The following is a 25,895-nucleotide window of genomic DNA, read 5'->3' as shown; positions in this document are numbered from 1 at the left end:
CCACTGCATTGGTTCGAGAGGTGGGGTCCGGAATGGTAGTCGGCATGAGCGGGCCGCGCGCGGCGCACGCCGCCGTCGTGCGCGCCACCGGCGAACCGGACGGCCTCGCCGTCGCGGACGGCCTCGGGCTGCACCCGGACGACCTGCCCGACGGGCTCGTCGTCGCGGACGAGTCGGGCCGGGTCATCTGCTTCAACGCCGCCGCCGTCCGGATCACCGGCGTCGCCGCCGCCGACGCCCTCGGCCGCCCCGTGGAACAGGTACTGCCGCTGGAGGACCTCAAGGGCCGCCGCTGGTGGGAGCTGACCGACCCCTACGGCGGCCTCGCGACCCGCGTCGCCCAGCCCGAGCGCAACCTGCTGCTGCCCGGCGTCCGCGAGGTCCTGGTCTCCGCCCGCTACGTCCGCGAGACGCCCACCGGACCGCTCCGCCGACTGGTGATCAGCCTGCGCGGCACCGAGGCCCGCCGCCGCTCCGAGCGCAGCCACGCCGAACTGATCGCGACCGTCGCCCACGAACTGCGCTCCCCGCTGACCTCGGTCAAGGGCTTCACGGCGACGCTGCTCGCCAAGTGGGAGCGGTTCACCGACGACCAGAAGCGCCTCATGCTGGAGACGGTGTACGCGGACTCCAACCGGGTCACCCGCCTCATCACCGAACTCCTGGACATCTCCCGGATCGACTCCGGACGCCTGGAGCTGCGCCGCCAGCCCGTGGACCTGTCCGCCGCCGTCGAACGCCACGTCCAGGCGCACACCGCCGCGGGCCAGGACCCCGGCCGCTTCCTCCTCCGCACCTGCCAGCCGCTGCCCGCCGTCTGGGCCGACCCGGACAAGGTCGACCAGGTCCTGGGCAACCTGCTGGAAAACGCGGTGCGGCACGGTGAGGGAACTGTCACCATCGATGTGGCACCCGCACCGGCGAAGAGCGACGAGAGGGGAGCGGCCGTCACCGTGAGCGACGAAGGACCCGGCATCCCCGAGGAGTCGATGGGCCGCGTCTTCACCCGTTTCTGGCGGGGCAGCAAGCGCGGCGGCACGGGCCTGGGCCTCTACATCGTCAAGGGCATCGTCGAGGCCCACGGCGGCACCATCACGGTCGGGCGCGGCCCCGGAGGCGGCGCGGAGTTCCGATTTATGCTGCCCGTGAGCACGCCGGCCTATCTCAGCTGAGGCCCGAGCGGCCCACGGGCGCCCCACCCGCCCCGCGACCCTTAGACTCGATCCTTGGCACCTTTGCGTCCTCCGGTCTTCGAGCGAGGTCACGGGGGTCCGGGAATGTCCCCCGGCAAACGCAGCACTCAGCCAATCGGAAGTACGGGAAGAGATGTCGGCACCGAACAAGTCGTACGACCCAGTCGAGGTCGAGGCACTGAAACCGGAAGAGATCGAGCGCATCCGGGACGAGGCGCTCGCCGCCTTCGCCGCCGCGGGCGACCTCGAAGCGCTCGCCCAGGCGAAGACCGCGCACACCGGTGGCACCTCGCCCCTGTCGCTGGCCAACCGCGAGATCGGCGCACTGCCCCCGCAGGCCAAGGCCGAGGCCGGCAAGCGCGTCGGCCAGGCCCGCGCCGCCGTGGGCCGCGCCCTCGCCGCCCGCCAGACGGAACTGGAGGCCGAGCGGGACGCCCGCGTGCTGGTCGAGGAGGCGGTGGACGTCACGCTGCCCTACGACCGCACCCCGGCCGGCGCCCGCCACCCGCTGACGACCTTCATGGAGCGCGTCGCCGACGTCTTCGTGGCCATGGGCTACGAGATCGCCGAGGGCCCCGAGGCCGAGGCGGAGTGGTTCAACTTCGACGCCCTGAACTTCGTGCCGGACCACCCGGCCCGGCAGATGCAGGACACCTTCTTCGTCGAGGGCGCCGACGGCGCGAAGAACGACGAGTCCGGTGTCGTCCTGCGCACGCACACCTCGCCGGTCCAGGCCCGAACCCTGCTCGACCGCGAGCCTCCCGTCTACGTCGTCTGCCCCGGCCGCGTCTACCGCACCGACGAGCTGGACGCCACGCACACCCCGGTCTTCCACCAGATCGAGCTGCTCGCCGTCGACGAGGGCCTGACCATGGCCGACCTCAAGGGCACCCTCGACCACATGGTCCAGGCGCTCTTCGGCGCGGACATGAAGACCCGGCTGCGGCCCAACTTCTTCCCGTTCACCGAGCCGTCCGCCGAGATGGACATGGTCTGCTACGTGTGCCGCGGCGCCTCCGTCGGCAACCCGGACCACCCCTGCCGCACCTGCGGCAGCGAGGGCTGGATCGAGCTCGGCGGCTGCGGCATGGTCAACCCCAAGGTGCTCACCGCCTGCGGCGTCGACCCCCGGAAGTACAGCGGATTCGCCTTCGGGTTCGGCATCGAACGAATGCTGATGTTCCGCCACAACGTCGAAGACATGCGAGACATGGTCGAAGGTGACGTCCGGTTCACCCGGCCCTTCGGGATGGAGATCTGATGCGCGTCCCGCTTTCCTGGCTGCGGGAATACGTCGACCTGCCGGCCACCGAGACCGGCCGCGACGTGCAGGCCAAGCTCGTCGCCGTGGGCCTGGAGGTCGAGACGGTCGAGCGGACCGGCGCCGGCCTCACCGGCCCCCTGGTCGTCGGACAGGTGCTGACCATCGAGGAGCTGGAGGGCTTCAAGAAGCCGATCCGCTTCTGCACCGTCGACGTCGGCACCGCCAACGGCACCGGCGAGCCGCAGGAGATCGTCTGCGGCGCCCGCAACTTCTCCGTGGGCGACAAGGTCGTCGTGGTCCTGCCCGGCGCCGTGCTCCCCGGCGACTTCGCGATCGCCGCCCGCAAGACGTACGGCAAGACCTCGCACGGCATGATCTGCTCGTCCGACGAGCTGGGCATGGGCGACGACGGCACGCACGGCATCATCGTGCTCCCCCCGGAGCACGAGGTCGGCACCGACGCCATCGAGCTGCTTGAACTCGTCGACGAGGTCCTGGACATCGCCGTCACGCCCGACCGCGGCTACTGCCTGTCGATGCGCGGCGTCGCCCGCGAGGCCGCCACCGCCTACGGCCTGCCGCTGCGCGACCCGGCCCTGCTGGACGTGCCCGCGCCCAACGCGTACGGCTACCCGGTCGAGGTCGCCGACCCGATCGGCTGCTCCCGCTTCACCGCGCGCACGGTCGTCGGGCTCCAGCCCGAGGCCCGTACCCCGATCTGGATGCAGCGCCGGCTCCAGAAGGCGGGCATGCGGCCCATCTCGCTCGCCGTCGACGTCACCAACTACGTGATGCTCGAACTCGGCCAGCCGCTGCACGCCTACGACCGGACCCGCATCGACGGCCCGATCGGGGTGCGCCGCGCCGAGAGGGGCGAGAAGCTCACCACGCTCGACGGCGCCGTGCGCGTCCTGGACTCCGGCGACCTCGTCATCACCGACAACCGCGGCCCCATCGGCCTCGCGGGCGTCATGGGCGGCGCCGACACGGAGATCGCCGACGCGGCCGAGGGTGCGCACACCTCCGAGGTCGTCATCGAGGCCGCGCACTTCGACGCGATCTCGATCGCCCGCACCGCCCGCCGCCACAAGCTGCCCTCCGAGGCGTCCAAGCGCTTCGAGCGCGGCGTGGACCCGCAGGCCGCCGCCGCGGCCGCCCAGCGCACCGTGGACCTGCTGGTCCTGCTCGCCGGCGGCACCGCCGAGGCGGGCGTCACCGAGGTCACCGCCCCCTCCGCGCCCCGCACCATCACGATGCCGGCCGACCACCCCGACAAGGTCGCCGGTGTCTCCTACGGCCGCGAGACCGTCGTCCGCCGCCTCCAGGAGGTCGGCTGCGACGTCTACGGGCAGGACGAGCTCCTGGTCACCACGCCGTCCTGGCGCCCCGACCTCACCGAGCCCAACGACCTGGCCGAAGAGGTCATCCGCCTGGAGGGCTACGAGAACCTGCCCTCCACGCTGCCGACCCCGCCCTCCGGCCGCGGCCTCACCGACCGCCAGCGGCTGCACCGCCGCGTCGGCCGGGCCCTCGCGGGCGCGGGCTACGTCGAGGCGCTGAGCTACCCGTTCATCGGCGAAACCGTCCTCGACCAGCTCGGCCTGGACGCGGACGACGCCCGCCGCCGCACGGTGAAGCTCGTCAACCCGCTCTCCGACGAGGAGCCCTCGCTGCGCACCACGCTGCTGCCGGGCCTCCTCGGCGCACTGCGGCGCAACGACGGACGCGGCAGCCACGACCTCGCCCTCTTCGAAACCGGCCTCGTCTTCCTTCCCCAAGCTCTCAACTCCGTTCGAGCAGGGGAGACCCCACTCACCGGCCAGGAGACCAAGCCCTTCCGGCTGCCCGTCGACCGGCGCCCCTCGGACGAGGAGATCGCCTCGCTCGACGCCGCACTGCCGCGCCAGCCGCGCCGCGCCGCCGTCGTCCTCGCCGGCGCCCGCGAGCAGGCCGGCTGGTGGGGCAAGGGCCGCCCCGCCGACTGGGCGGACTCCGTCGAGGCGGCGCGTACCATCGCCCGCGAGGCGGGCGTCGAGGTGACGGTGCGGGCCGACCGGCACGCGCCGTGGCACCCCGGCCGCTGCGCCGCGCTGTTCGTGACGGTCGACGGCGAGGAGACCCTGTTCGGACACGCGGGCGAGCTGCACCCGCGCGTCGTCAAGGAGCTGCACCTGCCCGAGCGCACCTGCGCCATGGAGGTTGACCTCGACATCCTGGAGCAGGCCGCGGACGGCGTCCTGCGGGCCCCGCGGATCTCCGCCTTCCCGGTCGCCACCCAGGACGTCGCCCTGGTCGTCGGCCAGGACGTGCCCGCCGCCGACGTGGAGCGGGCGCTGCGCGAGGGCGCGGGCGAACTCCTGGAGTCGCTGCGGCTGTTCGACGTCTTCACCGGCGAGCAGATCGGCGAGGGCAGCAAGTCCCTGGCGTACGCGCTGCGCTTCCGCGCCGCCGACCGCACGCTGACGGTGGACGAGGCGAGCGCCGCCCGTGACGCGGCGGTGGCCCTGGCCGCCGAGCGTACGGGCGCGGTCCTGCGCGGGGCGTAGTCCCGCATCGCGTGAAGGAGGGGCGTATCCGGCCACCGGATACGCCCCTCCTGTGTGCTCGCCCCGTCCGCCCCCGCCGTGGAGTGTCGGGCAGGCCGGCGGGGAGGATCGCGCGGATACGGGCCACCCCGCTGTACGAGGGGGAGCGGACGACCCGTCCGCGTCCGGCGAGGCATCCATTCAAGCGAGCCCCCGGCCCGTCCGGCAGCGTGCGCGACGGGACGGTTCGGGCATTGCGTTCACACCCCGTGTGAATCGTGCTCCACTGGGGCGACACGTCCAGGCGTGCCGAACCACCGGAGGGGACATGGCGGCAAGGGAGCCCAACACCGCGCTGGAGGCCCTGATCGAGGAGGCGGGCGTCTCCCGAGCCGGACTGGCCGGCCGGGTGAACCGGGCCGGCCGGGCGCGCGGGCTGTCCCTGCGCTACGAACACACCGCCGTCGCCCGCTGGTTGAAGGGCCAGCGGCCGCGCGGCCAGGTGCCGGACCTGATCTGCGAGGTGCTCGGCGCCAGACTGCGCCGGACGGTCTCCCTGGACGACATCGGGATGGCGCTGCCCGACGCCCACGCGCCCGCCGGGGACTCCTCGCTCACCCACTTCGTCGAGCGGGCCACCGCCGTATGGCGCTCGGACGCCCGGCAGCGCCCGTATGTCGTCGCCGCCCCGGCCGTCACCGGGACCACGGCCGTGATGCCGGTCTGGGAATGGGAGAACCCGCCGGAGGACGGCGATGTGTCGCGCGGCGGCCCGGCCCGCGTCGGCGCCGCCGACATGTCAACTCTGCGGGCCGCCCGCGACCATTACGAACTGATGTACCGCAGGACGGGCGGGATCGCGACCCGCCCCCGCGTCGTCGGCTTCCTCAACACCGGCGCGGCCCCGCTGCTGCGCGGCGGCTACAGCGATGCGACGGGCCGTCAACTGCACCGCACGACGGGCGCGCTGGTGGCCGTGGCGGGCATCTGCGCCTACGACTCCGACGCGCACGGCCTGGCCCAGCGCTACTTCCACCAGGCGCTGCGCCTGGCCAAGGCCAGCGGTGACCGCGGGTTCGGCGGCTATGTGATCGCGCTCCTGGTCAACCAGTCGCTGTTCCTCGCCGAGTACCGCCAGTCCGTCGCCTTCGCACAGGCGGCCCTGCGGACGGCCGGGCACGAGATCACCCCCGCGCTCGCCGCCGATCTGCACGCGATGCAGGCCAAGGCGTACGCCCGGCTCGGGGACCGGGCGAGCGCGCTGGACTGCATCGGCCGCGCCGAGTCGGAGGCCGCGCGCATCCGGCCGGGCCGCGAGCCGGACGAGACGGGTTACGTCCAGCCGGGCCTGGTGGACGTCCAGGTGGCGGAAGCGCTGCTGAACCTCGGGGACCTGCCGGCCGCCCGCAGGCACGCGGTGGCGGCGGTGCGCACGCCCGCGCACGACCGGGGCCGGGTCCACCGGCTGGCCGTCCTCACCGCGGTCGAGCTGCGCCGGGGCGAGGCGGACCGGGCGGCGGCCACCGCGACGGAGATGGCGGACCGGGCCCTGGGCATGGAGTCGCGGCGGCTGCGCGACCGGCTGCGGGCGGTCCGTGCCGAGCTGCTGGCCAGCGGGAGCGCCGAGGCGGAGCGGGCCGCCGAACGCGTGGCGGAGGCCCTGCGCGTACCGCTGTGAGCGCCATCTGCTGCGATACCGCCACCTACGAACAGAAGGTGGCAGAACCGTGCAGTGGACGAACCTGAATGAGCAACCCGTGTATGAGAACCGCTGGTTCCGGGTCAATCTGGCCGATGTCGAGCTGCCGGACGGCGCCCGGCTCGACCACTACGTCATCCGGCAGCGCCCGGTGGCGGCGGCCACCGTCGTCAACGAGGCCAATGAGGCGCTGCTGCTGTGGCGGCACCGCTTCATCACCGGAAGCTGGGGCTGGGAACTGGCGGCCGGCGTCGTGGAGGACGGCGAACCGCCGGTGCGGGCGGCGGCGCGCGAGATGGAGGAGGAGACCGGCTGGCGGCCCGGCCCGCTGCGCCCGCTGCTGACCGTGGAGCCGTCCAACGGCCTCAGCGACGCCCGGCACCACTTCTACTGGGGCGAGGAGGCGGAGTGGACGGGCGAGCCGTGCGACGCCTTCGAGTCCTCGCGCCGCGCGTGGATACCGCTGAAACTGGTCCCGGACCTGATCGGCCGCGGCGAGGTCCCGGCCGCGGGCATGGCGGCCGGACTGATGATGCTGCACCACTTACGGCTCGGCTGAGCCGCGCCGGTACGTGCGGGGACCGCGGCCCCCGCACGTACCGGCGGCAGGCCGTCAGGCGTACGGGTAGAAGCCCGAGCCCGTCTTGCGGCCGAGCCGGCCCGCGTCCACCATGCGCTGGAGCAGCGGGGGAGCGGCGTACAGCGGCTCCTTGTACTCGGCGTACATCGAGTCGGCGACCGAGGCGACGGTGTCCAGGCCGATGAGGTCCGCCAGCTTGAGCGGGCCCATCGGGTGGGCGCAGCCCATCTCCATGCCGTTGTCGATGTCCTCGCGGCTGGCGATGCCCGACTCGAACATCCGGATCGCGGAGAGCAGGTACGGGATCAGCAGGGCGTTGACGACGAAGCCCGAGCGGTCCTGGGCGCGGATCGGGTGCTTGCCCAGTATGTCCTGGACCACGGCCTCCGAGCGCTTGACCGTCTCGTCCGACGTGGTCAGCGCGGGGATCAGCTCGACGAGCTTCTGCACCGGCGCCGGGTTGAAGAAGTGGATGCCGATGACCTGGTCCGGGCGGGAGGTCGCGACGGCCAGCTTCACCAGCGGGATCGAGGAGGTGTTGGACGCCAGGATCGCGTCCGGGCGGGTCACCACCTGGTCGAGCACCTGGAAGATCTCGGTCTTGACCTGCTCGTTCTCCACGACGGCCTCGATGACGAGGTCACGGTCGGCGAACTCGCCGAGGTCCGTCGTGAAGCTCAGCCGGCCCAGGGTCTCGTCCCGCTCCTCGGCGGTGATCTTGCCCCGCTGGGCGGCCTTGGACAAAGAGTTGTGGAGCCGGGTGCGGCCGATCTCCAGCGCCTCGCCGGTCGTCTCGGCCACCTTGACGTCGAGGCCGCTGCGGGCGCACACCTCCGCGATGCCCGCGCCCATCTGGCCGCAGCCCACCACTCCGACGCGTGCAATGTCGGCCATAGAGTCCGTCACCTCGTGCCTTTCGCTGTTCCCGTTCGGCGGCTTCCGTCTGGTTCCGGGCTCCACCACGACTCCCCGACGTTACTCCGCGCCCTACCGGGAACGGCAGGCCGGGGCGTGCATGCTCGGCACAGGACATCCTCCGTGCCCGGCAGTACTACGAAGATACGGGGCGGGGGGACGTGCGTGGAGAGAGAGCGGGTGCGACGCGATGCGAGGAGTGGCCCGAAGAGGGTTCGTGACCGGTGCGGCCGGGACGGTCGCCGGGGTGGTGGGAGCGGCCTCGGTGGCCGGTGACGCCGCCGCGCGGCCGGGCCGGGGGCGGGCGGCCCTGCCCGGCCCGGCCGGTGAGCGGGACATGGTGCGCCGCGAGCTGCGCGGCATGTGGCTGGCGACCGTCGCCAACACGGACTGGCCCTCGCGGCCCGGCCTGTCCGCCGCCGCGCAGCGCGACGAGCTGGCCGCCCGGCTGGACGAGGCCGTGGACCGGCGGCTTAACGCGGTGTTCCTCCAGGTCCGCCCGTCCGCCGACGCGCTGTGGCCCTCGCCGTACGAGCCGTGGGCCGCGTGCCTGACCGGCACCCAGGGCAAGGACCCCGGCTGGGACCCGCTGGGCACCGCCGTCCGCGAGGCGCACGACCGGGGCCTCGAACTGCACGCCTGGTTCAACCCGTACCGGGTCGCCAACCACACCGACCCCGCCCGGCTGGCCGCCTCCCACCCGGCCCGCCGGAACCCCGGCTGGGTGGTGCCCTACGGCGGGCGGCTCTACTACAACCCCGGACTGCCCGAGGTCCGCTCCTTCGTCCAGGACGCGATGTTCGACGCGGTCCGCCGGTACGACGTCGACGCCGTGCACTGGGACGACTACTTCTATCCGTACCCGGTGGCCGGGCAGGATTTCGCGGACGACGCCGCCTACACGGAGTACGGCGCGGACTTCCCCGACCGGGCCGCCTGGCGCCGCGACAACACGGACCGGCTGGTGCGCGAGACGGCCGAACGGCTCACCGCGCTGAAACCCGGCGTCCGGTTCGGCATCAGCCCCTTCGGCGTCTGGCGCAACGCCGCCACGGACCCGGCGGGCTCACCGACCAGGGCCGGGGTGCAGACGTACGACGACCTGTACGCCGACACCCGAGGGTGGATCAGGAACGGCTGGATCGACTACGTCGTCCCGCAGCTGTACTGGCACATCGGCAACCCGGCCGCCGACTACGCCGCGCTCGTGCCCTGGTGGTCCGAGACCGTGCGCGGCACGGGCGTCGACCTGTTCATCGGCGAGGCCCTGTACAAGTGCGGCGACCCGGCCCAGCCGGAAGCCTGGCAGGACCCGGCCGAACTCTCCCGGCACCTCGACTTCGCGGCCCGGTACGACCAGGTCCGCGGCCACGTGTACTTCTCCGCGAAGAGCGTGGCCGCGGACCGGATCGGCGCCATGGACCGGCTGGTCGCCGACCACTACCGGTCGCGTGCCAGGCCGCCGGGCGGCGTCAGGTGATGTCCGGGTCCTTGCCGGACGCGCAGCCCGTGTGCTCGACGACGGTGTCCGGACCCGGTGCGAGCAGATGTTCGTGTCCGTCCTCGAAACGGACGCGGTACGGGGGAGCGCCCCGTTCCCCGAGCACTTCGACGATCTCCGCGACCCGGTCGTGCTGACCCACGGTCCTGCCGTGCGTCAGCAGCCGGTCGCCCGTGTGTGCCTCCATCGGGAGTGACCTCCTCCGGGTGGCGTGCGGTGCCGTGCCGTGGCACCAGTCTATGACCGGGTACGGCCGGCGCGCTGGGTGAGCGCGATGCAGACCAGTACCGCGACCGCCGCCACCGGGGCCGCCGCCGCGACCCGCTCGCCCAGCAGGAAGTACGACCAGAACAGGGTCAGCAGCGGCTGCGCGAGCTGGAGCTGGCTGGCGCGGGGCACCCCGATCTCGGCCATCCCCCGGTACCAGACGTAGAGACCCAGGAAGGTCGACACGGCCGCCACCCACACCAGCCCCACGATCCCGTGCACGGTCGGCCGGACCGGCTCGTACGCCAGCGCCACGGCCGCCCCCGCCGACATCAGCGGCACGGTCAGCAGCAGCGCCCAGCCGGTCACCTGCCAGCCCGGCATGACCTTCGCCAGCCGGCCGCCCTCAGTGTACCCGGCCGCGCACGCCAGCAGCGCCCCGAACAGGAACAGGTCCCCGCCGGACAACGCCCCGCCGCCGCGCGCCAGGGTGAACGCGATCACCACGGCCGCCCCGGCCACCGCCGCCGCCCAGAAGGCACGGGGCGGGCGCGCCCCGGTCCGCAGCGAGGACAGCACGGCCGTGGTCAGCGGGAGCAGCCCGACGACCACCGCGGCGTGCGCGGTCGTCGAGGTCCGCAGCGCCAGCGTCGTCAGCAGCGGGAAGCCGACCACCACACCGCCCGCCACCACCGCGAGCCCCGCCCAGTGCTCACGCGCCGGCACCCGCACCCGGCCCGCCAGCAGGAATCCGCCCGCGATCACCGCCGCCAGCAGGCTGCGCAGCGCCACCAGCGACCAGGGGCCGAAGCTCTCCAGCCCCCACACCGTGGACGGGAAGGTGAGCGAGAAGGTCACCACGCCCAGCAGCGCGAGCAGGGTGCCCCGCCGGGCCGCCGGACGGGCCGGGAACGTGTCCGGGGCGGGGCGCCGCGCGCCGGTGCCGACGGGCTCGACCGCTATCGTGCGCGCAGTAGTAGCGCTATCCTCTGCTCTCATGAATGAGCGTAGCAGTGTGGGGGAGTTGGCCGCAGCTCTGCGCGCCGAGGTAGACCGCTACTCGCCGGGCGAGAAGCTGCCGTCCAGCCGGGCCCTCGTCGAGCGCTTCCGGGCCAGCCCCGTCACCGTGTCGCGGGCCGTCGCCCAGCTCGCCGCCGAAGGGCTCGTCGTCACCCGCCCCGGCGCCGGCGCCTTCCGCGCGAGCCCGGCCCCGCGGACGGCGCCCCCGGCCGGGGACACCTCCTGGCAGGAGGTCTCGCTCAGCGGCGACGGCGCGTCCACGGAGGTGCCCCGCAGCGTGGACGCCTCCGGCCTGCTGGCCAGCCTCGCCGCCCCGCCCACCGGGGTCATCGAATTCAACGGGGGCTATCTGCACGCCTCGCTCCAGCCCGAACGGGCCCTGGCCGCCGCGCTGGGCCGGGCCGGCCGCCGCCCCGGCGCCTGGAGCCGGCCGCCCCTGGACGGGCTCACCGAACTGCGCGCCTGGTTCGCGCGGGGCATCGGCCCCGCGCACGGCGCCGCCGACGTGCTGATCACCGCGGGCGGGCAGAGCGCCCTGGCCACCGCGCTGCGGGCGCTCGCCCCGCCCGGCGCCCCGGTGCTCGTCGAGTCGCCCACCTACCCGGGCATGCTGGCGGCCGCGCGCGCCACCGGACTGCGGCCCGTGCCCGTCCCCATGGACCACGAGGGCGTCCGCCCCGACCTGCTCACCGCCGCCTTCGACGCCACCGGAGCCCGCGTCCTCGTCTGCCAGCCGCTCTTCCAGAACCCCACCGGCACCGTGCTGTCCGCGGCCCGGCGCCCCGAGGTCGTCCGGATCGCCCGGCAGGCCGGCGCCTTCGTCGTCGAGGACGACTTCGCCCGCTTCCTCGCCCACGACGACGCCGGCCCGCTGCCCCGGCCGCTGGCCGCCGACGACCCGGACGGCGTCGTCGTGCACACCCGCTCGCTCACCAAGGCCGCCTCGCCCAGCCTGCGCGTCGGCGCCCTCGCGGCCCGGGGCCCGGCCATGGAACGGCTGCGGGCCATCCAGCTCGTGGACAGCTTCTTCGTACCCCGGCCGCTCCAGGAGACCGCGCTCGAACTGGTCGGCTCGCCCGCCTGGGGCCGGCATCTGCGGTCGGTGGCCGCCGAACTCGGGGCCCGGTGCACGGCGATGACGGCGGCGCTGCGCGAGGCCCTGCCCGGCCTGGGACTGCCGCACATCCCGGCGGGCGGCGGCTACCTCTGGCTGAGCCTGCCCGGCTCCGAGGCCGGCCGGACGGACGAGTCCGCCATGGTCCAGGCGGCCCTGCGCGCCGGAGTCGCCGTCGCACCGGGCCGGCCGTACTTCGGCGCCGAGCCCCCGGCCCCGCACATCCGGCTGAGTTTCGCCTCCGTCGCCGGACCGGCCGAGCTCGCGGAGGGCGTACGCCGGCTGCGTACGGCCTGGCGGGAGACCCCGGCCGCCGTACCGCCCGGCGACTGACGGCCCACCGAACCGTACGGGTGTGCGACAGCACTCTTGACCGGGGCGGCGATCGGTCGCACGATCGCGCCCATGAGTGTTCGCGTCTCGCTCGTCGCCGCGGCCCGCAGCTCGTCCCTGCTCGCCGAGCGCTTCGACGACGACCGGCCGCTCGACGAGGCGGGCCGCTACGCCCTCCGGTTCGCGGACCCGGCCCTGATGTCCCTGGGCGCAGCGGAACTGCGCTACTGCTCGCCGACCCCGCGCAGCCGCGCCACCGGCGAGGCGCTCGGCTTCCATCCGCTGGTCCAGCCGGCCCTCCGCGACTGCGACATGGGCCGCTGGCGCGGCCGCACCCTCGCCGATGTCACCGCCCGCGAACCGGCCGCCGTGGACGCCTGGCTGGCCGACCCGCGCGCGGCCCCGCACGGCGGCGAACCGCTGCTCGCCTTCATCGCCCGGATCGGCGGCTGGCTGGACACCCGGCCGGCCTGCGACGGCTCCATCGTCGCCGTCGCGGAACCGGCCGTCGTCCGGGCCGCCCTCGTCTACGCGCTGAAGGCTCCGCCGTCCTCGTACTGGAACGTGGACGTCGGCCCGCTGTCCACCGTCACCCTGACCGGGCTGCCGCGCCGCTGGAGTCTGCGCCTGGAGACCGGGACGCGCTGAGCGGCGAGGCGGGAGCCGGTCAGCCCTTGTTCTCGGGGTTCTCCCTGCCTGCCGTGAGGACGGACAGCGCCTCGGCGATGGCCTGCTCGGCGGCCGCCTTGTCGAGGCCGAGGCCGCTGAGGACGCCCGAGCCGTCCTCGTGCTCCATGAGGGCCAGCAGGATGTGCTCGGTGCCGATGTAGTTGTGCCCCATGCGCAGGGCCTCGCGGAAGGTCAGCTCCAGCGCCTTGCGTGCGTCGGCGTTGTACGGGATCAGCTCGGGGATCTCGCCGTCCGATGCCGGGGGCAGCGCCTGGGTCGCCGCCTGCCGGACGGCGTCCAGGACCACGCCCTGCGCCTTGATGAAGGCCGCCGCCAGTGCCTCGGGCTCGCTGAGCAGGCCCAGGACCAGGTGCTCGGTGCCGATCTCGGTGTTGCCGGCCGCCCGCGCCTCGTTCTGCGCCGCCATCACCACGTTCTTGGCGCGCTGGGTGAAGCGCCCGAAGCCCTGGCTGGGGTCGAGCGCGGTGCCGTCGCCGGGGTCCTTGGCGACGAAGCGCTTCTGGGCCGCCTGGCGGGTCACGCCCATGCTCCTGCCGATGTCGGTCCAGGAGGCGCCGGAGCGGCGCGCCTGGTCGACGAAGTGGCCGATCAGGTGGTCGGCGACGTCGCCGAGGTGGTCGGCGGCGATGACGGCGTCCTGGAGCTGGTCCAGGGCGTCGGTGTGCACCTTCTTGATGGCCGCGATCAGGTCGTCGAGACGCACGGGTGTCGTGGGAACTACGGGATTCGTCATGTGTCAACCGTAAGTTGACAGTCGCGAGGTGTCAACTGAAAGTTGACACTCGGTGGGTCGCGCGCCGTTCCGCACCTCCCGTGCGCCCCCGGGAACGACGAAAGCGCCGCCCGACGCGAGGTGTCGGGCGGCGCTTCCGGTCAGCCGGGAACTGGCGGACGGGGGCTCGGAATCAGAGGACCCCGGAGTCGGCGATGGTGATCTTCGCCGAGGTGCGGCCGCTCTGCGAGCCGAAGGACTCGATCCGCTTCACCAGGGCCATGCTCGTCTCGTCGGCGACCTCGCCGAAGACGACGTGCTTGCCGTCCAGCCACGAGGTCACGATGGTCGTGATGAAGAACTGCGACCCATTCGTGTTCCGGCCGGCGTTGGCCATGGAGAGCTGGCCGGGCTTGGTGTGCTTCAGCTGGAAGTTCTCGTCGGCGAACTTCTCGCCGTAGATGCTCTTGCCGCCGGTGCCGTCACCGCGGGTGAAGTCGCCGCCCTGGAGCATGAACTCGGGGATGACCCGGTGGAAGGAGGAACCCTTGTAACCGAAGCCGTTCTGGCCGGTCGCCAGCTGGCGGAAGTTCTCGGCGGTCTTGGGAACGATGTCGTCGAACAGATCGAAGACGATCCGCCCGGCGGGCTCGTCGTTGATGGTGATGTCGAAGTAAACCTGGCTCGTCATACAACCATCCTGACATCCGCACGGATGTTCCCCGACGCCCACCCCTTCCTCGGCCCGGTCCCTTCCGGCACCTGGCGCCCCGGCGGCTCAGACGCCGGTGACGCCGTCGATCCGCTCCCGGAGCAGATCGGCGTGACCGCTGTGCCGGGCGTACTCGCCGATCATGTGGTGGTAGATCCAGCGGAGGTTCACCTCACCGCCCATGAACGGCGCCGAGTCCTCCAGCGACCGCTCGGCGCACACCGCGCGGGACACCGCGATCTCCTCCTGCCAGGCGGCCCGCGCCCCGGCGAACCCGGCGTCCGGGGCGAGCTCGAAGCCCCCGTCGTGGCCTTCGGGGCGATCCGGCCCGCCGTGCACCGGCGGGACGTCCTCGCCGGTCAGGACCCGGCGGAACCAGTTCCGCTCGACCTCGGCGAGATGCTGCACCAGCCCCATCAGCGTCAGCGACGACGGCGGTACGGAGGCGCTGCGCGCCTGCTCGTCGGTGAGGCCCTCGCATTTCAGGGCGACCGTGGCCCGGTAGAAGTCGAGCCAGCTCTCCAGGCCGGTGCGTTCGTCGGCGTCGAGGGGCGGCATGGGGCGTTCGGTGTGTGTCATGGTCACCGATGCTGCCAGGAGCCTGCGACAACCGCGCTCCGGCCGCCCGCCGGCGTACCGCCCCGGCCCGTGCCTCGCCGGCGTACCGCCCCGTGCCCCGCCGGCCTGCGGCACCGTGCCTCGCCGGTCACCGCGCCGTGCGCCCGGCCCGCGTCCTCATGGCCTGCGTCGCGGCCTGCCGCGCTTCGGGGCCGCGCCGCCCTTGGCGCCGCGCGTCCCCTTGGCCCCGCCGGAACGGCCCGAGCCCTTGGCCTTGTCCTTGGCCTTGTCCTTGGACTTGGTCTTCGGCTGGGCCGGGGGCGTCCCCGCGCGGCCGCGCGAGCTGTTCACCGTCCGGCCCCGGACGATGCCGATGAAGTCCTCCACCTGGTCGGTGGTCTTCTCCTGCGGCCACGACAGCGCCACGCGCGACTCGGGCGCGTCCGTCAGCGGCCGGTACGTGAGGTCCTTGCGGTGGTGCAGCCGGGCCAGCGACTGCGGGACGACGAGCACCCCGATGCCCGCCGCGACCAGCTCGACGGCGTCCGCCGTGGTGGCCGGCCGCTCGACCGCGGGACGGCCGGGCAGCCGCTCCCAGACCAGCGAGTCGTCCAGCGGGTGCAGCACGATCTCGTCGGCCAGCTCGGCGACGGACAGCTCGTCCACCGCCGCGATCACATGGTCCTTGGGCACCACGACGACCGTCGTCTCCGTGTACAGCGGGATCGCGCTGAGATCGGTGCCCGCGACCGGCAGCCGGAGGAACCCCGCGTCGGCCTCGCCCGCGCGCAGCAGGTCCTGGGCCTCGGCGGCCGTTACCTGGACGAGGGTCAGGGGAATGCCGGGCAGGCGCTCGTTCCAGATCCGCACCCACTTGGTGGGGGTCACTCCGGGGACGTACGCCAGCCGGAACGAAGGGGTTGCTTCCGGGCCTGTCACCCCGCCAGATTACCGGCCGTGGTCGAGGGCGCCGCACGCGCTGGATACCCTTGACCTCATGAAGTCCCACCAGAGCGCCCAGACGATGAAGCCCGCGACCGCGGCGAAGAAGCTGGGCGTGTACCTCGACGCCACCCCCGAGGAGTTCCGGGAGAGTGCCGTCTCGCGCGCCGAGCTGGCCGCCCTCCAGGCCGACCCGCCCCCGTGGCTGCGCGACCTGCGGAACAACGGCCCGCACCCGCGCCCGGTCGTCGCCTCCAAGCTGGGCGTCTCCATCTCCGGCCTGGCCCGGGGCGGGATCACCGAGCCCCTGACCACCGAGCAGATCGACGCGCTCAAGGAGGACAACCCCGAGTGGCTCCGCAAGGAGCGCGCCACCCAGGCGGACGTCCGCAAGGAGAACATCCGCATCAAGGAGCGCAACGCCGAGCGCGAGGCCAAGGCGCGCGACGCCCACTCCTGAGCACCCGCGACCCTGCGTGAGGGGCCCGTTCCGCGACGGCGGAACGGGCCCCAGGGCGTTGTCGCACACCCGCTACGGCTCAGCTGTACAGCCCCGCCCCGTTGTCGCCGCCCAGGTTCAGGCCGAACCGGGCCTTCTTCACGAGCGCGCCCAGGTCCACCGGGTTGAACGCATACGCGCCGGTCGCGGTCAGCCCGGACGCGGTGCCGCGCAGCGACCACACCGCGCCGCCGTCCGCGATCGCCTCCAGGTTCTCGTCGGGGGCGCCGGCCGTCAGGTCCGCCCTGCCGTCCCCGTCGATGTCCAGCAGCCGCACCGAGCCGCCGAAGTGGTCACCGGTCTCGGCCACACCCGGTACGCCCGTGGTGTCCTGGTGGAACGACTTCGCGCCGGTGCCGGTGAGGCCGCCGGGGCCGCCCTTCAGCAGCACCACCGCTCCCGCGCCCGCCTTGGACCCCAGCGCCTCGAACGGCACGCCCACCGCCAGGTCGTCGTAGCCGTCGCCGGTGACGTCGCCCGCGGATAGCCGGGCCCCGAACTGGTCACCCTTCTCGCTGACACCCGGAACGCCCGCGGTGTCCTGGGTGATCGTCGCGGTCCGCTTCGTGCCCAGGCCGGACGCCGTGCCGTAGTAGATCTTCACCGTGCCGGGGTCCGTGGGGAAGTCCTCGTAGATACCGTTCGGCACCACCCGTACGGCGAGGTCGTCCTTGCCGTCCCGGTCGAAGTCGCCGACCGTGGGGGATGCGCCGGAGGGCAGCGAGGTGGAGGTGGTGGACAGGCCGTCCGGGGTGCCCAGCCACACCTGGCCGCCCTCGGAGTGCTCCTCCCAGGAGTAGAAGGTGCACAGGTCGTCGATGCCGTCGCCGTTGAAGTCGCCCACGGCCGGATCGGACATGAAGTTGTCCGAGGAGAACATGGTCACCCGCTGCTCGCGGGCCGGCTCCCCGGCCCGGTTGAACGGTCCGTACAGCACACTGCGTTGTTCGAGGCTGCCGTCGCCCCAGCCGTGCGCCATCATCAGGTCGGTGTCGCCGTCGCCGTTGAAGTCACCAGCGATGAGGTTGTTCCCCATGTCGCCGGACTCCGGACCGGGGATGCGTACCGCGCCCTCGCCCGTGATGCCGCCGGTGCGGCCCCACAGCACGACGACGGAACCCCAGTTGTTCAACTCCGGGAGCGATTCGTTCGTGTACACCGCGAGGTCCGTCAGACCGTCGTGGTCGAGGTCGGCGGGGACGAGACGGAAACCGAAGAGACTGCCTTCGGCCGGGTCGCCCGGCACACCCGGCGTGGTCTGGTCGATGGTCGTCGTGCGCGCCGTGCCCAGACCGTCGGCGGAGCCGTACGCGATGGTGAGGTAACCGGCGTACGGCTGACCGTTCACCGCCGCCGCGGTGGCACCGACGACCACGTCCTGATAGCCGTCCCCGTTGAAGTCCTCCCGCACGGTGGTGGTGCCCGCCGTGCTCCCGGCCGTGTCCGCGGGTGCGTTGCCCGGCGCCGCGACGGCCGTGCCGCCGGACAGCGCCGTGGCGGCACACACGGCCACGGCCAGCATGGTGCGGATGCCCACAAAATTCTCCTTGATCGCGTACGTGGAGCCATGGCGTACGAGGTGTGAGGGCTCGCATAGGAGACACGTGCGACGGGAAGAAGGTTGCACCGCGAACGGAAGGTGAACTCGGCGTGTGGACACGGGAGTCGGGGCCGGCGGGGACGGGTGGGCGCCCGCCCCCTCGGCCGCCCCCGCGCTCGTCCTAGCGGCCGGCCAGCAGGGTCAGGGTGTCGATCACCCGGTTGGAGAAGCCCCACTCGTTGTCGTACCAGGCGGACACCTTGATGTGGCGGCCGTCCACGCGGGTCAGCTCCGAGTCGAAGATGGAGGAGGCCGGGTTGCCGGTGATGTCGGCCGACACCAGCGGGTCATCGGAGTACTCCAGCACGCCCGCCAGCGGGCCCGCGGCCGCCGCCCGGTACGCCTCCAGCACCTGATCGCGCGTCACATCGCGGGCCACGGTGGTGTTCAGCTCCACGATCGAGCCCACCGGCACCGGCACCCGGATGGAGTCACCGGACAGCTTGCCGTCCAGCCGGGGGAGCACCAGGCCGATCGCCTTGGCGGCACCGGTCGTGGTCGGCACGATGTTCACCCCGGCGGCGCGGGCGCGGCGCGCGTCGCGGTGCGGCCCGTCCTGGAGGTTCTGCTCCTGCGTGTAGGCGTGCACGGTCGTCATGAAGCCGTGCTCGATGCCCGCGAGGTCGTCGAGGACGGCGGCCAGCGGCGCGAGCGCGTTGGTGGTGCAGGAGGCGTTCGAGACGACCGTGTGCAGCTCGGGGTCGTACGCGTCGCTGTTCACGCCGTACGCCAGGGTCACATCGGCGCCGTCCGAGGGCGCGGCGACCAGGACGCGCTTCGCACCGGCGTCGATGTGGGCGCGGGCGGCCTTCGCCGAGGTGAAGCGGCCGGTCGCCTCCACGGCGATGTCCACGCCCAGCTCGGCCCAGGGCAGCCGCGCGGGCTCCCGCTCGGCGAGCACCTTGATGCGCCGGCCGTCGACCACGAGGGTGTCCCCGTCCACGGTGACCGGACGGCCCAGCCGGCCGGCCGTGGTGTCGAACGCCAGCAGCCGGGCGAGGGTCGCCGGGTCCGCGAGGTCGTTGACGGCGACCAGGTCGAGGTCGGTGTCGCGTTCGAGCAGCGCGCGCAGCACGTTGCGTCCGATGCGGCCGAATCCGTTGATGGCGATGCGAGTCATGTGAGGTGTCCCTTCTCTCTTCCCTCTCCACGATCGCGGGCGCCGCCCGCCCCGAACAGCGGCGTGATCGCCACGGTCCGCAAGTATCCCGCCAGCCGGAGCGGTCGCCGGAGCGCCCTACTCGCCCCGGGTGAAGGTGCGCCGGTACTCGCTCGGTGTGGTGCCCAGGATGCGCTGGAAGTGCAGCCGCAGATTCGCGCCCGTGCCGAGCCCGACGTCGGCGGCGATCTGCTCCACCGCCCGCTCCGAGCGCTCCAGGAGTTCGCGGGCCAGGTCGATGCGGGCGCGCATCACCCACTGCATCGGCGTGTAGCCGGTGTCCTCGACGAACCGGCGCGAGAACGTCCGCGGCGAGACCGCCGCGTGCCGGGCCAGCGCGTCCAGGGTGAGCGGCTCGCCGAGCCGGTGCAGCGCCCATTCACGGGTGGCCGCGAACCGCTCGCCCAGCGGCTCGGGCACGCTGCGCGGCACGTACTGCGCCTGCCCGCCGCTGCGGTACGGGGCGGCGACGAGCCGCCGGGCCGCGTAGTTGGACGCGGCGACGCCGAGGTCGCCGCGCAGGATGTGCAGGCACAGGTCGATCCCGGAGGCGGCGCCGGCCGAGGTGAGCACACTGCCCTCGTCGACGAACAGCACGTTCTCGTCCACCCGGACGAGCGGGTACTTCGCGGCGAGCGCCCGTGTGTAGTGCCAGTGCGTGGTGGCCCGGCGGCCGTCGAGCAGCCCGGTCGCGGCGAGCGCGAACGCCCCGGTCGAGATGGCGGCGAGCCGCGCCCCGCGCACGTGCGCGGCGACCAGGGCGTCGATCACGGCACGCGGCGGGTCCTCCCGGTCCGGCCGCCGGTAGCCGGGTACGAAGACGATGTCGGCCCAGGTCAGCGCGGAGAGCCCGTGGGTGACGTGGTACGCCAGCCCGTCCCCGCCGGTCACCAGCCCCGGCGCGGCCCCGCACACCCGGACCTCGTACGGCATGCTGGCCCGCGTCGTGAACACCTGCGCCGGAATCCCGACGTCGAGCGGCTTCGCCCCTTCGAGCACGAGCACGGCGACACGGTGCGGACGGGAGGCGGGTTCGGGGGCCGGCATGGGCGCGAGCGTACGCGGCCGGGCGGGCACGGTCCCGCCGCCCGGCGCTCACCGCGTCGGCGTGGTGCCGAGCACGACGGGGCCCAGGCCGGGCGGCAGGCGGGCGAGCGCTGCGGCGACGGCCTCCCCGGCGGAGGCGAACTCACCCAGGTCGCAGGCGACGACTCCGCTGCCCAGTCCGAACTCTCCGGGCCCGAGCGCGACCAGGGACGGGCCCACCACGCTCATGTACGGACGCGTGGCGGTGGAGAACCGGAGCGCCCAGTGGCTCGTGAACGGGTAGAGCGCCCGCAGCGCGGGCTGGGCGTACGCCGCCTCGATCAGGGAAAGGTACGCCGGGGCCCACGGGTACTCCAGCCCGGCCGCCTCCCACAGCAGGCACCGCCACTCGGACTCGGTCAGGCGCCCCGGGTCGCGATCGGGCACCTCGAACCGGCCGGTGGGCCGGGCGAAGGGTGCCGCCCGGCGGATCTCCTCCGGCGACTCCCCGTCGTGCCAGCCCCGGACCGCCCGCGCCAGTTGGGCCAGGTCGTCCGTCTCGCCCTTCAGGAGGGCCCCGAACTGGAAGGAGTCCTCACCTCTGATGTGCCACCGCCGTTCGTGCCGCCACGCCTCGATTTTCAGGGGTTCGCGGTACGGCACCGCCGAGGCGGCGCCGGCGTGGAACAAGGGCTCGATGTCGGAGGCATGCAGGGGTACCGCGTCCAGGCCGCCGCCCGCCGCGGCCCTGAGAGCGGCGACGAGGCTGCCGTGCGCGGCGACCTCGGGGTACAGGACGGCCGGGTCGGGCCGGGGGGTGCCGGACATCAGTCGAGGCAGAATTCGTTGCCCTCGACGTCCTGCATATTGAGGCAGGACTCGTTCTCCTCGTCGGCGAGCAGCAGCCTGCCGCGCACCGCGCCGAGCGGGAGCAGCCGGGCGCACTCGGCCTCAAGCGCCGCCAGCCGCTCCTCGCCCTTGAGCCCGGTGGCCACCCGGACATCGAGGTGCACCCGGTTCTTGGCGGTCTTGCCCTCGGGGACCTTCTGGAAGTACATCCGCGGACCGGCCCCGGTCGGGTCGGAGGCCGCGAACCAGGTGTTCCGCTCCCCGTCCGGCAGCGTGGCGTTGTACGCGTCCCAGGAGTCGAACCCCTCCGGCGGCTCCGGCGGGACGTACCCCAGCACCGCGCACCAGAAGCGCCCCACTCGCTCGGGGTCCGCGCAGTCGAAGGTCACCTGGAAATGCTTGATCGCCGCCATGGGGCCACCCTAGGGGCGGATCGGACGCCGCTCCAGCGGAAAATCTTTGCATAAAAGTGCATCGCTGCGTATAGTCATGCCATCGACGAGGAGGCTTTCGATGGCGGTACGCGCAGCAGTGGCAGGGGCGAGCGGATACGCGGGCGGGGAACTGCTCCGACTGCTGCTTGCCCACCCCGAGGTGGAGATCGGCGCACTCACCGCCAACTCCAACGCGGGCCAGCCCCTCGGTGCCCTCCAACCGCACCTGCGTCCGCTGGCCGGGCGCGTCCTCGAACCCACCACCGCCGAGGTGCTCGCCGGGCACGACGTGGTCTTCCTGGCCCTGCCGCACGGCCAGTCCGCCGCCGTGGCCGAGCAGCTCGGGGACGAGGTGCTCGTGGTGGACATGGGGGCCGACTTCCGGCTCGCCGACGCGGGGGACTGGGAGAAATTCTACGGCTCGCCGCACGCCGGCACCTGGCCCTACGGGCTGCCCGAGCTGCCCGGCGGCCGGGCCGCGCTCGCGGGCAGCAAGCGGATCGCGGTGCCCGGGTGCTACCCCACCGCCGTGTCGCTCGCGCTCTTCCCCGCGTACGCGGCGCAGCTCGCCGAGCCGGAGGCCGTGATCGTCGCCGCGTCCGGGACCTCGGGCGCCGGCAAGGCCGCCAAGCCGCATCTCCTCGGCTCCGAGGTGATGGGCAACATGTCGCCGTACGGCGTCGGCGGCGTCCACCGGCACACCCCCGAGATGATCCAGAACCTCAGCGCCGCCGCCGGCGAGCCGGTCACCGTCTCGTTCACGCCGACCCTGGCGCCCATGCCCCGCGGCATCCTCGCCACCTGCACCGCGAAGGCGAAGGCCGGGACGAGCGCCGAAACCGTACGCGCCGCCTACGAGAAGGCGTACGCGGACGAGCCGTTCGTCGACCTGCTCCCCGAGGGGCAGTGGCCCGCCACCGCCGCCGTGTACGGCTCCAACGCCGTGCAGATCCAGGTCGCGTACGACGAGGCGGCCGGCCGGATCATCGCGATCAGCGCCATCGACAACCTCGCCAAGGGCACCGCGGGCGGCGCCCTGCAGTCCATGAACATCGCCCTCGGACTGCCCGAGGACACCGGCCTTTCCACGATCGGAGTCGCACCGTGAGCGTCACGGCAGCACAAGGATTCACGGCGGCGGGCATCGCCGCCGGAATCAAGGAGAACGGCAACCCGGACCTGGCCCTCGTGGTCAACAACGGTCCGCGCCGCGCCGCCGCGGGCGTCTTCACCTCCAACCGCGTCAAGGCCGCCCCCGTCCTGTGGTCCGAGCAGGTCGTCAAGGGCGGCGAGGTCTCCGCCGTCGTCCTCAACTCCGGCGGGGCCAACGCCTGCACGGGCCCGCAGGGCTTCCAGGACACCCACTCCACCGCCGAGAAGGCGGCCGAGGTGCTGGCGGGCCACAGCGCCGGCGAGATCGCCGTCGCCTCCACGGGCCTCATCGGCATCCTGCTCCCCATGGACAAGCTGCTGCCGGGCATCGAGAAGGCCGCGGCCGCCCTCAGCGAGCACGGCGGCGAGAAGGCCGCCATCGCCATCAAGACCACCGACACCGTGCACAAGACCGCCGTCGCCGGCGGCGAGGGCTGGACCGTCGGCGGCATGGCCAAGGGCGCGGGCATGCTCGCACCGGGTCTGGCCACCATGCTCGTCGTCCTCACCACCGACGCCGACGTGGACGCCGCCGGGCTGGACGCCGCCCTGCGCGACGCCACCCGCACCACCTTCGACCGGGTCGACTCGGACGGCTGCATGTCCACCAACGACACCGTGCTGCTGCTGGCCTCCGGCGCCAGTGGCATCACCCCGGAGCAGAAGGAGTTCGCCGAGGCCGTCCGCACCGTCTGCGACGACCTCGCCCGGCAGCTGATCGGGGACGCCGAGGGCGCCTCCAAGGACATCCGCATCGAGGTCGTCAACGCCGCGACCGAGGACGACGCCGTCGAGGTGGGCCGCTCCATCGCCCGCAACAACCTCCTCAAGTGCGCCATCCACGGCGAGGACCCCAACTGGGGCCGGGTGCTCTCCGCGATCGGCACCACGAAGGCCGCCTTCGAGCCGGACGCCCTCAACGTCGCCATCAACGGCGTCTGGGTCTGCCGCAACGGCGCCGTCGGCGAGGACCGCGACCTGGTGGACATGCGCTTCCGGGAGGTACGGATCACCGCCGACCTCGCCGCCGGCACCGAGTCCGCCGTCATCTGGGCCAACGACCTCACCGCGGACTACGTCCACGAGAACAGCGCGTACAGCTCATGACCGCGGCGCGGAAGCACACCGCACTCCCGAAGGCGCAGATCCTCATCGAAGCGCTGCCCTGGCTGACCCGGCACAACGGCAGGACCGTCGTCATCAAGTTCGGCGGCAACGCCATGATCGACGACGAGCTGAAGGCGGCCTTCGCCCAGGACGTCGTCTTCCTGCGGCACGCCGGCCTCAAGCCCGTCGTCGTGCACGGCGGCGGCCCCCAGATCAGCGCCCAGCTCGACAAGCAGGGCCTGGTCAGCGAGTTCAAGGCCGGTCTGCGCGTCACCACGCCGGAGGCGATGGACGTCGTGCGCATGGTGCTCGCCGGACAGGTCCAGCGCGAGCTGGTCGGCCTGCTCAACCAGCACGGGCCGCTCGCCGTCGGACTGACCGGCGAGGACGCCCACACCATCACCGCGATACAGCACCGCCCCGTCATCGACGGCGAGCCGGTGGACATCGGCCGGGTCGGCGAGATCACCGCCATCGACATCGGCGCCATCCAGGCACTGCTCGACGACGGCCGCATCCCGGTCGTCTCGTCCATCGCCCGCTCCGCCGACGACAACCACGTCTACAACGTCAACGCCGACACCGCGGCCGCCGCGCTCGCCGCCGCGCTGAACGCCGCGACGCTCATGGTCCTCACCGATGTCGAGGGCCTGTACGAGGACTGGCCCAACAGCGACGACGTGATCAGCCGGCTCACCGCGACCGAGCTGGAGAAGCTGCTGCCGGAACTGTCCAGCGGCATGGTGCCCAAGATGCAGGGCTGTCTGCACGCCGTACGCAACGGGGTCGAGACGGCCCGCGTCATCGACGGCCGGGTCCAGCACTCGATCCTGCTGGAGATCTTCACCGACGAAGGAATCGGCACGATGGTCGTGCCCGACGCGCAGGGGGAATCATGAGCAACGCCGAACTCTCGCAGCGGTGGCAGCACGCGCTGATGGACAACTACGGCACTCCGAAGCTGTCCCTGGTGCGCGGCGAGGGCGCGAAGGTGTGGGACGCGGACGGCACCGAGTACCTCGACTTCGTCGGCGGTATCGCGGTCAACGACCTCGGCCACGCCCACCCGGCCGTCGTCCGGGCGGTCTCCGACCAGATCGCCACCCTCGCCCACGTCTCCAACCTCTTCATCGCCGAACCGCCCATCGCGCTCGCCGAGCGGCTCCTCTCGCTCTTCGGCCGCACCGGCAAGGTCTACTTCTGCAACTCGGGCGCCGAGGCCAACGAGGCCGCGTTCAAGATCGGCCGGCTGACCGGGCGTACCCACATGGTCGCCACCGACGGCGGCTTCCACGGCCGGACCATGGGCGCCCTCGCCCTCACCGGCCAGCCCAAGAAGCGCGACCCGTTCGTCCCGCTGCCCGGCGACGTCACGCACGTCCCGTACGGGGACGCCGAGGCGCTGCGGGCCGCCGTCACCACCGAGACCGCGCTGGTGATCATCGAGCCCATCCAGGGCGAGAACGGTGTGGTCGTCCCGCCCGCCGGCTACCTGGAGGCCGCCCGCGAGATCACCCGCGCCACCGGCACCCTGCTCGTCCTCGACGAGGTCCAGACCGGCATCGGCCGGTGCGGCACCTGGTTCGAGCACCAGGCCCACCAGAGCGTCGAGCCCGACATCGTCACCCTCGCCAAGGCGCTCGGCGGCGGACTCCCGATCGGCGCGACGGTCGCCTTCGGCGCGGCGGCGGAGCTGCTCGCGCCCGGCCAGCACGGGACGACGTTCGGCGGCAACCCGGTCGCCTGCGCCGCCGGGCTCGCGGTCCTGGACACCCTCGCCGCCGACGGCGCGCTGGACGAGGTGAAGCGGGTCGGGGAACGGCTGCGGGACGGCGTGGAGGCGCTGGGCCACCCGTTGGTCTCCCACGTCCGGGGCTCCGGACTGCTGCTGGGTATCGTGCTCACCGAGCCCCTTGCGCCCCAGGTGCAGCAGGCGGCTCAGGGGGCCGGTCTCCTGGTGAACGCGCCCGCGCCCGACGTGGTGCGGCTGATGCCGCCGCTGACCATCGGTGACGCGGAGGTGGACACGTTCCTCCAGGCGCTGCCGGGTGCCCTCGACGCGGCATACGGGGACGGACGATCCGGAAAGTGACCTCCGGAGAAT

At 73.1% G+C, this 25,895-nt stretch carries 25 protein-coding genes; 13 read left to right on the top strand and 12 right to left on the bottom strand.

The window, feature by feature from the left end; genetic code table 11:
• Positions 1–32: 32 nt before the first annotated feature.
• From OG710_RS03980 to OG710_RS03960, 5 genes are all read left to right on the top strand, one after another.
• The gene (locus tag OG710_RS03980) at positions 33–1,172 is read left to right on the top strand and encodes a sensor histidine kinase (RefSeq protein WP_330238100.1); all 1,140 of its coding nucleotides are present in this window, start codon (positions 33–35) and stop codon (positions 1,170–1,172) included.
• A gap of 154 nt (positions 1,173–1,326) precedes the next feature.
• Complete coding sequence (pheS, locus tag OG710_RS03975) at positions 1,327–2,454, top strand: phenylalanine--tRNA ligase subunit alpha (protein ID WP_330238099.1); 1,128 nt, start codon at positions 1,327–1,329, stop codon at positions 2,452–2,454.
• Positions 2,454–5,003 carry a phenylalanine--tRNA ligase subunit beta gene (pheT, locus tag OG710_RS03970; protein WP_330238098.1) on the top strand — a complete coding sequence of 850 codons (2,550 nt, stop codon included), beginning with the start codon at positions 2,454–2,456 and terminating at the stop codon, positions 5,001–5,003. Before pheS ends, pheT begins: the two co-directional genes overlap by 1 nt.
• Before the next feature lie 307 nt (positions 5,004–5,310).
• Positions 5,311–6,660: a transcriptional regulator gene (locus OG710_RS03965; protein ID WP_330238097.1), complete on the top strand. Its 1,350-nt coding sequence runs from the start codon at positions 5,311–5,313 to the stop codon at positions 6,658–6,660.
• Positions 6,661–6,709: 49 nt separating this feature from the next.
• The gene (locus OG710_RS03960) at positions 6,710–7,240 is read left to right on the top strand and encodes an NUDIX hydrolase (RefSeq protein ID WP_330238096.1); all 531 of its coding nucleotides are present in this window, start codon (positions 6,710–6,712) and stop codon (positions 7,238–7,240) included.
• Positions 7,241–7,294: 54 nt separating this feature from the next.
• Here the strand turns inward: OG710_RS03960 and OG710_RS03955 are convergent, their stop codons facing one another.
• Positions 7,295–8,155: a 3-hydroxybutyryl-CoA dehydrogenase gene (locus tag OG710_RS03955; RefSeq protein WP_330238095.1), complete on the bottom strand. Its 861-nt coding sequence runs from the start codon at positions 8,153–8,155 to the stop codon at positions 7,295–7,297.
• A gap of 211 nt (positions 8,156–8,366) precedes the next feature.
• Between OG710_RS03955 and OG710_RS03950 the strand changes: the two genes are divergently transcribed.
• Positions 8,367–9,656, top strand: a complete 1,290-nt coding sequence (locus tag OG710_RS03950) for a glycoside hydrolase family 10 protein (protein WP_443064216.1) — start codon at positions 8,367–8,369, stop codon at positions 9,654–9,656.
• Here OG710_RS03950 and OG710_RS03945 read toward each other — a convergent pair.
• Together OG710_RS03945 and OG710_RS03940 are read right to left on the bottom strand one after the other, a co-directional pair.
• Positions 9,649–9,864, bottom strand: a complete 216-nt coding sequence (locus OG710_RS03945) for a DUF1918 domain-containing protein (protein WP_330238093.1) — start codon at positions 9,862–9,864, stop codon at positions 9,649–9,651. The two genes, OG710_RS03950 and OG710_RS03945, sit on opposite strands and share 8 nt — an antisense overlap.
• A gap of 50 nt (positions 9,865–9,914) precedes the next feature.
• The gene (locus OG710_RS03940) at positions 9,915–10,883 is read right to left on the bottom strand and encodes a DMT family transporter (RefSeq protein ID WP_330238092.1); all 969 of its coding nucleotides are present in this window, start codon (positions 10,881–10,883) and stop codon (positions 9,915–9,917) included.
• Between OG710_RS03940 and OG710_RS03935 the strand changes: the two genes are divergently transcribed.
• Together OG710_RS03935 and OG710_RS03930 are read left to right on the top strand one after the other, a co-directional pair.
• On the top strand, positions 10,882–12,351 hold the full coding sequence (locus OG710_RS03935; RefSeq protein ID WP_330238091.1) for an aminotransferase-like domain-containing protein: 1,470 nt from the start codon (positions 10,882–10,884) through the stop codon (positions 12,349–12,351). The two genes, OG710_RS03940 and OG710_RS03935, sit on opposite strands and share 2 nt — an antisense overlap.
• 72 nt (positions 12,352–12,423) lie before the next feature.
• Positions 12,424–12,999: a histidine phosphatase family protein gene (locus OG710_RS03930; RefSeq protein ID WP_111335755.1), complete on the top strand. Its 576-nt coding sequence runs from the start codon at positions 12,424–12,426 to the stop codon at positions 12,997–12,999.
• 19 nt (positions 13,000–13,018) lie between these two features.
• Here the strand turns inward: OG710_RS03930 and OG710_RS03925 are convergent, their stop codons facing one another.
• The 4 genes from OG710_RS03925 to OG710_RS03910 form a co-directional block, all read right to left on the bottom strand.
• A complete protein-coding gene (locus OG710_RS03925) occupies positions 13,019–13,774 on the bottom strand; it encodes a Clp protease N-terminal domain-containing protein (RefSeq protein ID WP_330238090.1) in 756 nt (251 codons plus the stop codon).
• Between the two features lie 172 nt (positions 13,775–13,946).
• A complete protein-coding gene (locus tag OG710_RS03920) occupies positions 13,947–14,444 on the bottom strand; it encodes a peptidylprolyl isomerase (protein ID WP_111333824.1) in 498 nt (165 codons plus the stop codon).
• Between the two features lie 87 nt (positions 14,445–14,531).
• Positions 14,532–15,044 (bottom strand): DinB family protein, encoded by a 513-nt coding sequence (locus OG710_RS03915; protein ID WP_330238089.1) that lies wholly within the window; start codon positions 15,042–15,044, stop codon positions 14,532–14,534.
• 156 nt (positions 15,045–15,200) lie between these two features.
• A complete protein-coding gene (locus OG710_RS03910; protein WP_330238088.1) occupies positions 15,201–15,962 on the bottom strand; it encodes a LysR family substrate-binding domain-containing protein in 762 nt (253 codons plus the stop codon).
• A gap of 58 nt (positions 15,963–16,020) precedes the next feature.
• Here OG710_RS03910 and OG710_RS03905 point away from each other — a divergent pair, with 58 nt between their 5' ends.
• Complete coding sequence (locus tag OG710_RS03905) at positions 16,021–16,425, top strand: DUF5997 family protein (RefSeq protein ID WP_330238087.1); 405 nt, start codon at positions 16,021–16,023, stop codon at positions 16,423–16,425.
• Between the two features lie 79 nt (positions 16,426–16,504).
• Here OG710_RS03905 and OG710_RS03900 read toward each other — a convergent pair whose 3' ends face one another.
• The 5 genes from OG710_RS03900 to OG710_RS03880 all read right to left on the bottom strand — a co-directional run bounded on the left by OG710_RS03900 (position 16,505) and on the right by OG710_RS03880 (position 21,511).
• Positions 16,505–17,986 (bottom strand): FG-GAP-like repeat-containing protein, encoded by a 1,482-nt coding sequence (locus OG710_RS03900; RefSeq protein WP_443064314.1) that lies wholly within the window; start codon positions 17,984–17,986, stop codon positions 16,505–16,507.
• 199 nt (positions 17,987–18,185) lie between these two features.
• Positions 18,186–19,184, bottom strand: a complete 999-nt coding sequence (gene gap, locus OG710_RS03895; RefSeq protein WP_330238085.1) for a type I glyceraldehyde-3-phosphate dehydrogenase — start codon at positions 19,182–19,184, stop codon at positions 18,186–18,188.
• 117 nt (positions 19,185–19,301) lie between these two features.
• The gene (locus OG710_RS03890) at positions 19,302–20,270 is read right to left on the bottom strand and encodes a GlxA family transcriptional regulator (RefSeq protein WP_330238084.1); all 969 of its coding nucleotides are present in this window, start codon (positions 20,268–20,270) and stop codon (positions 19,302–19,304) included.
• Between the two features lie 48 nt (positions 20,271–20,318).
• Positions 20,319–21,077, bottom strand: a complete 759-nt coding sequence (locus tag OG710_RS03885) for a DUF6193 family natural product biosynthesis protein (RefSeq protein ID WP_330238083.1) — start codon at positions 21,075–21,077, stop codon at positions 20,319–20,321.
• Positions 21,077–21,511, bottom strand: a complete 435-nt coding sequence (locus tag OG710_RS03880) for a VOC family protein (RefSeq protein WP_330238082.1) — start codon at positions 21,509–21,511, stop codon at positions 21,077–21,079. Before OG710_RS03880 ends, OG710_RS03885 begins: the two co-directional genes overlap by 1 nt.
• Positions 21,512–21,611: 100 nt before the next feature.
• Between OG710_RS03880 and argC the strand changes: the two genes are divergently transcribed.
• The 4 genes from argC to OG710_RS03860 are packed head-to-tail and all read left to right on the top strand — an operon-like array spanning position 21,612 to position 25,883.
• On the top strand, positions 21,612–22,640 hold the full coding sequence (argC, locus tag OG710_RS03875) for an N-acetyl-gamma-glutamyl-phosphate reductase (protein ID WP_330238081.1): 1,029 nt from the start codon (positions 21,612–21,614) through the stop codon (positions 22,638–22,640).
• On the top strand, positions 22,637–23,791 hold the full coding sequence (gene argJ / locus OG710_RS03870) for a bifunctional glutamate N-acetyltransferase/amino-acid acetyltransferase ArgJ (protein WP_330238080.1): 1,155 nt from the start codon (positions 22,637–22,639) through the stop codon (positions 23,789–23,791). Before argC ends, argJ begins: the two co-directional genes overlap by 4 nt.
• Entirely contained in the window at positions 23,788–24,690 is a 903-nt protein-coding gene (gene argB, locus OG710_RS03865) for an acetylglutamate kinase (RefSeq protein ID WP_111333840.1), read from the top strand. The genes argJ and argB overlap by 4 nt, the downstream gene beginning before the upstream one ends.
• Entirely contained in the window at positions 24,687–25,883 is a 1,197-nt protein-coding gene (locus tag OG710_RS03860; RefSeq protein ID WP_330238079.1) for an acetylornithine transaminase, read from the top strand. Before argB ends, OG710_RS03860 begins: the two co-directional genes overlap by 4 nt.
• Positions 25,884–25,895: the final 12 nt, after the last annotated feature.

Source organism: Streptomyces sp. NBC_00525, from assembly GCF_036346595.1.
In the GTDB taxonomy this organism is placed as follows: Bacteria; Actinomycetota; Actinomycetes; order Streptomycetales; family Streptomycetaceae; genus Streptomyces.
The sequence above is the reverse complement of the archived record's forward strand: the minus strand, read 5'-3'. Positions and strand labels throughout refer to the sequence as shown.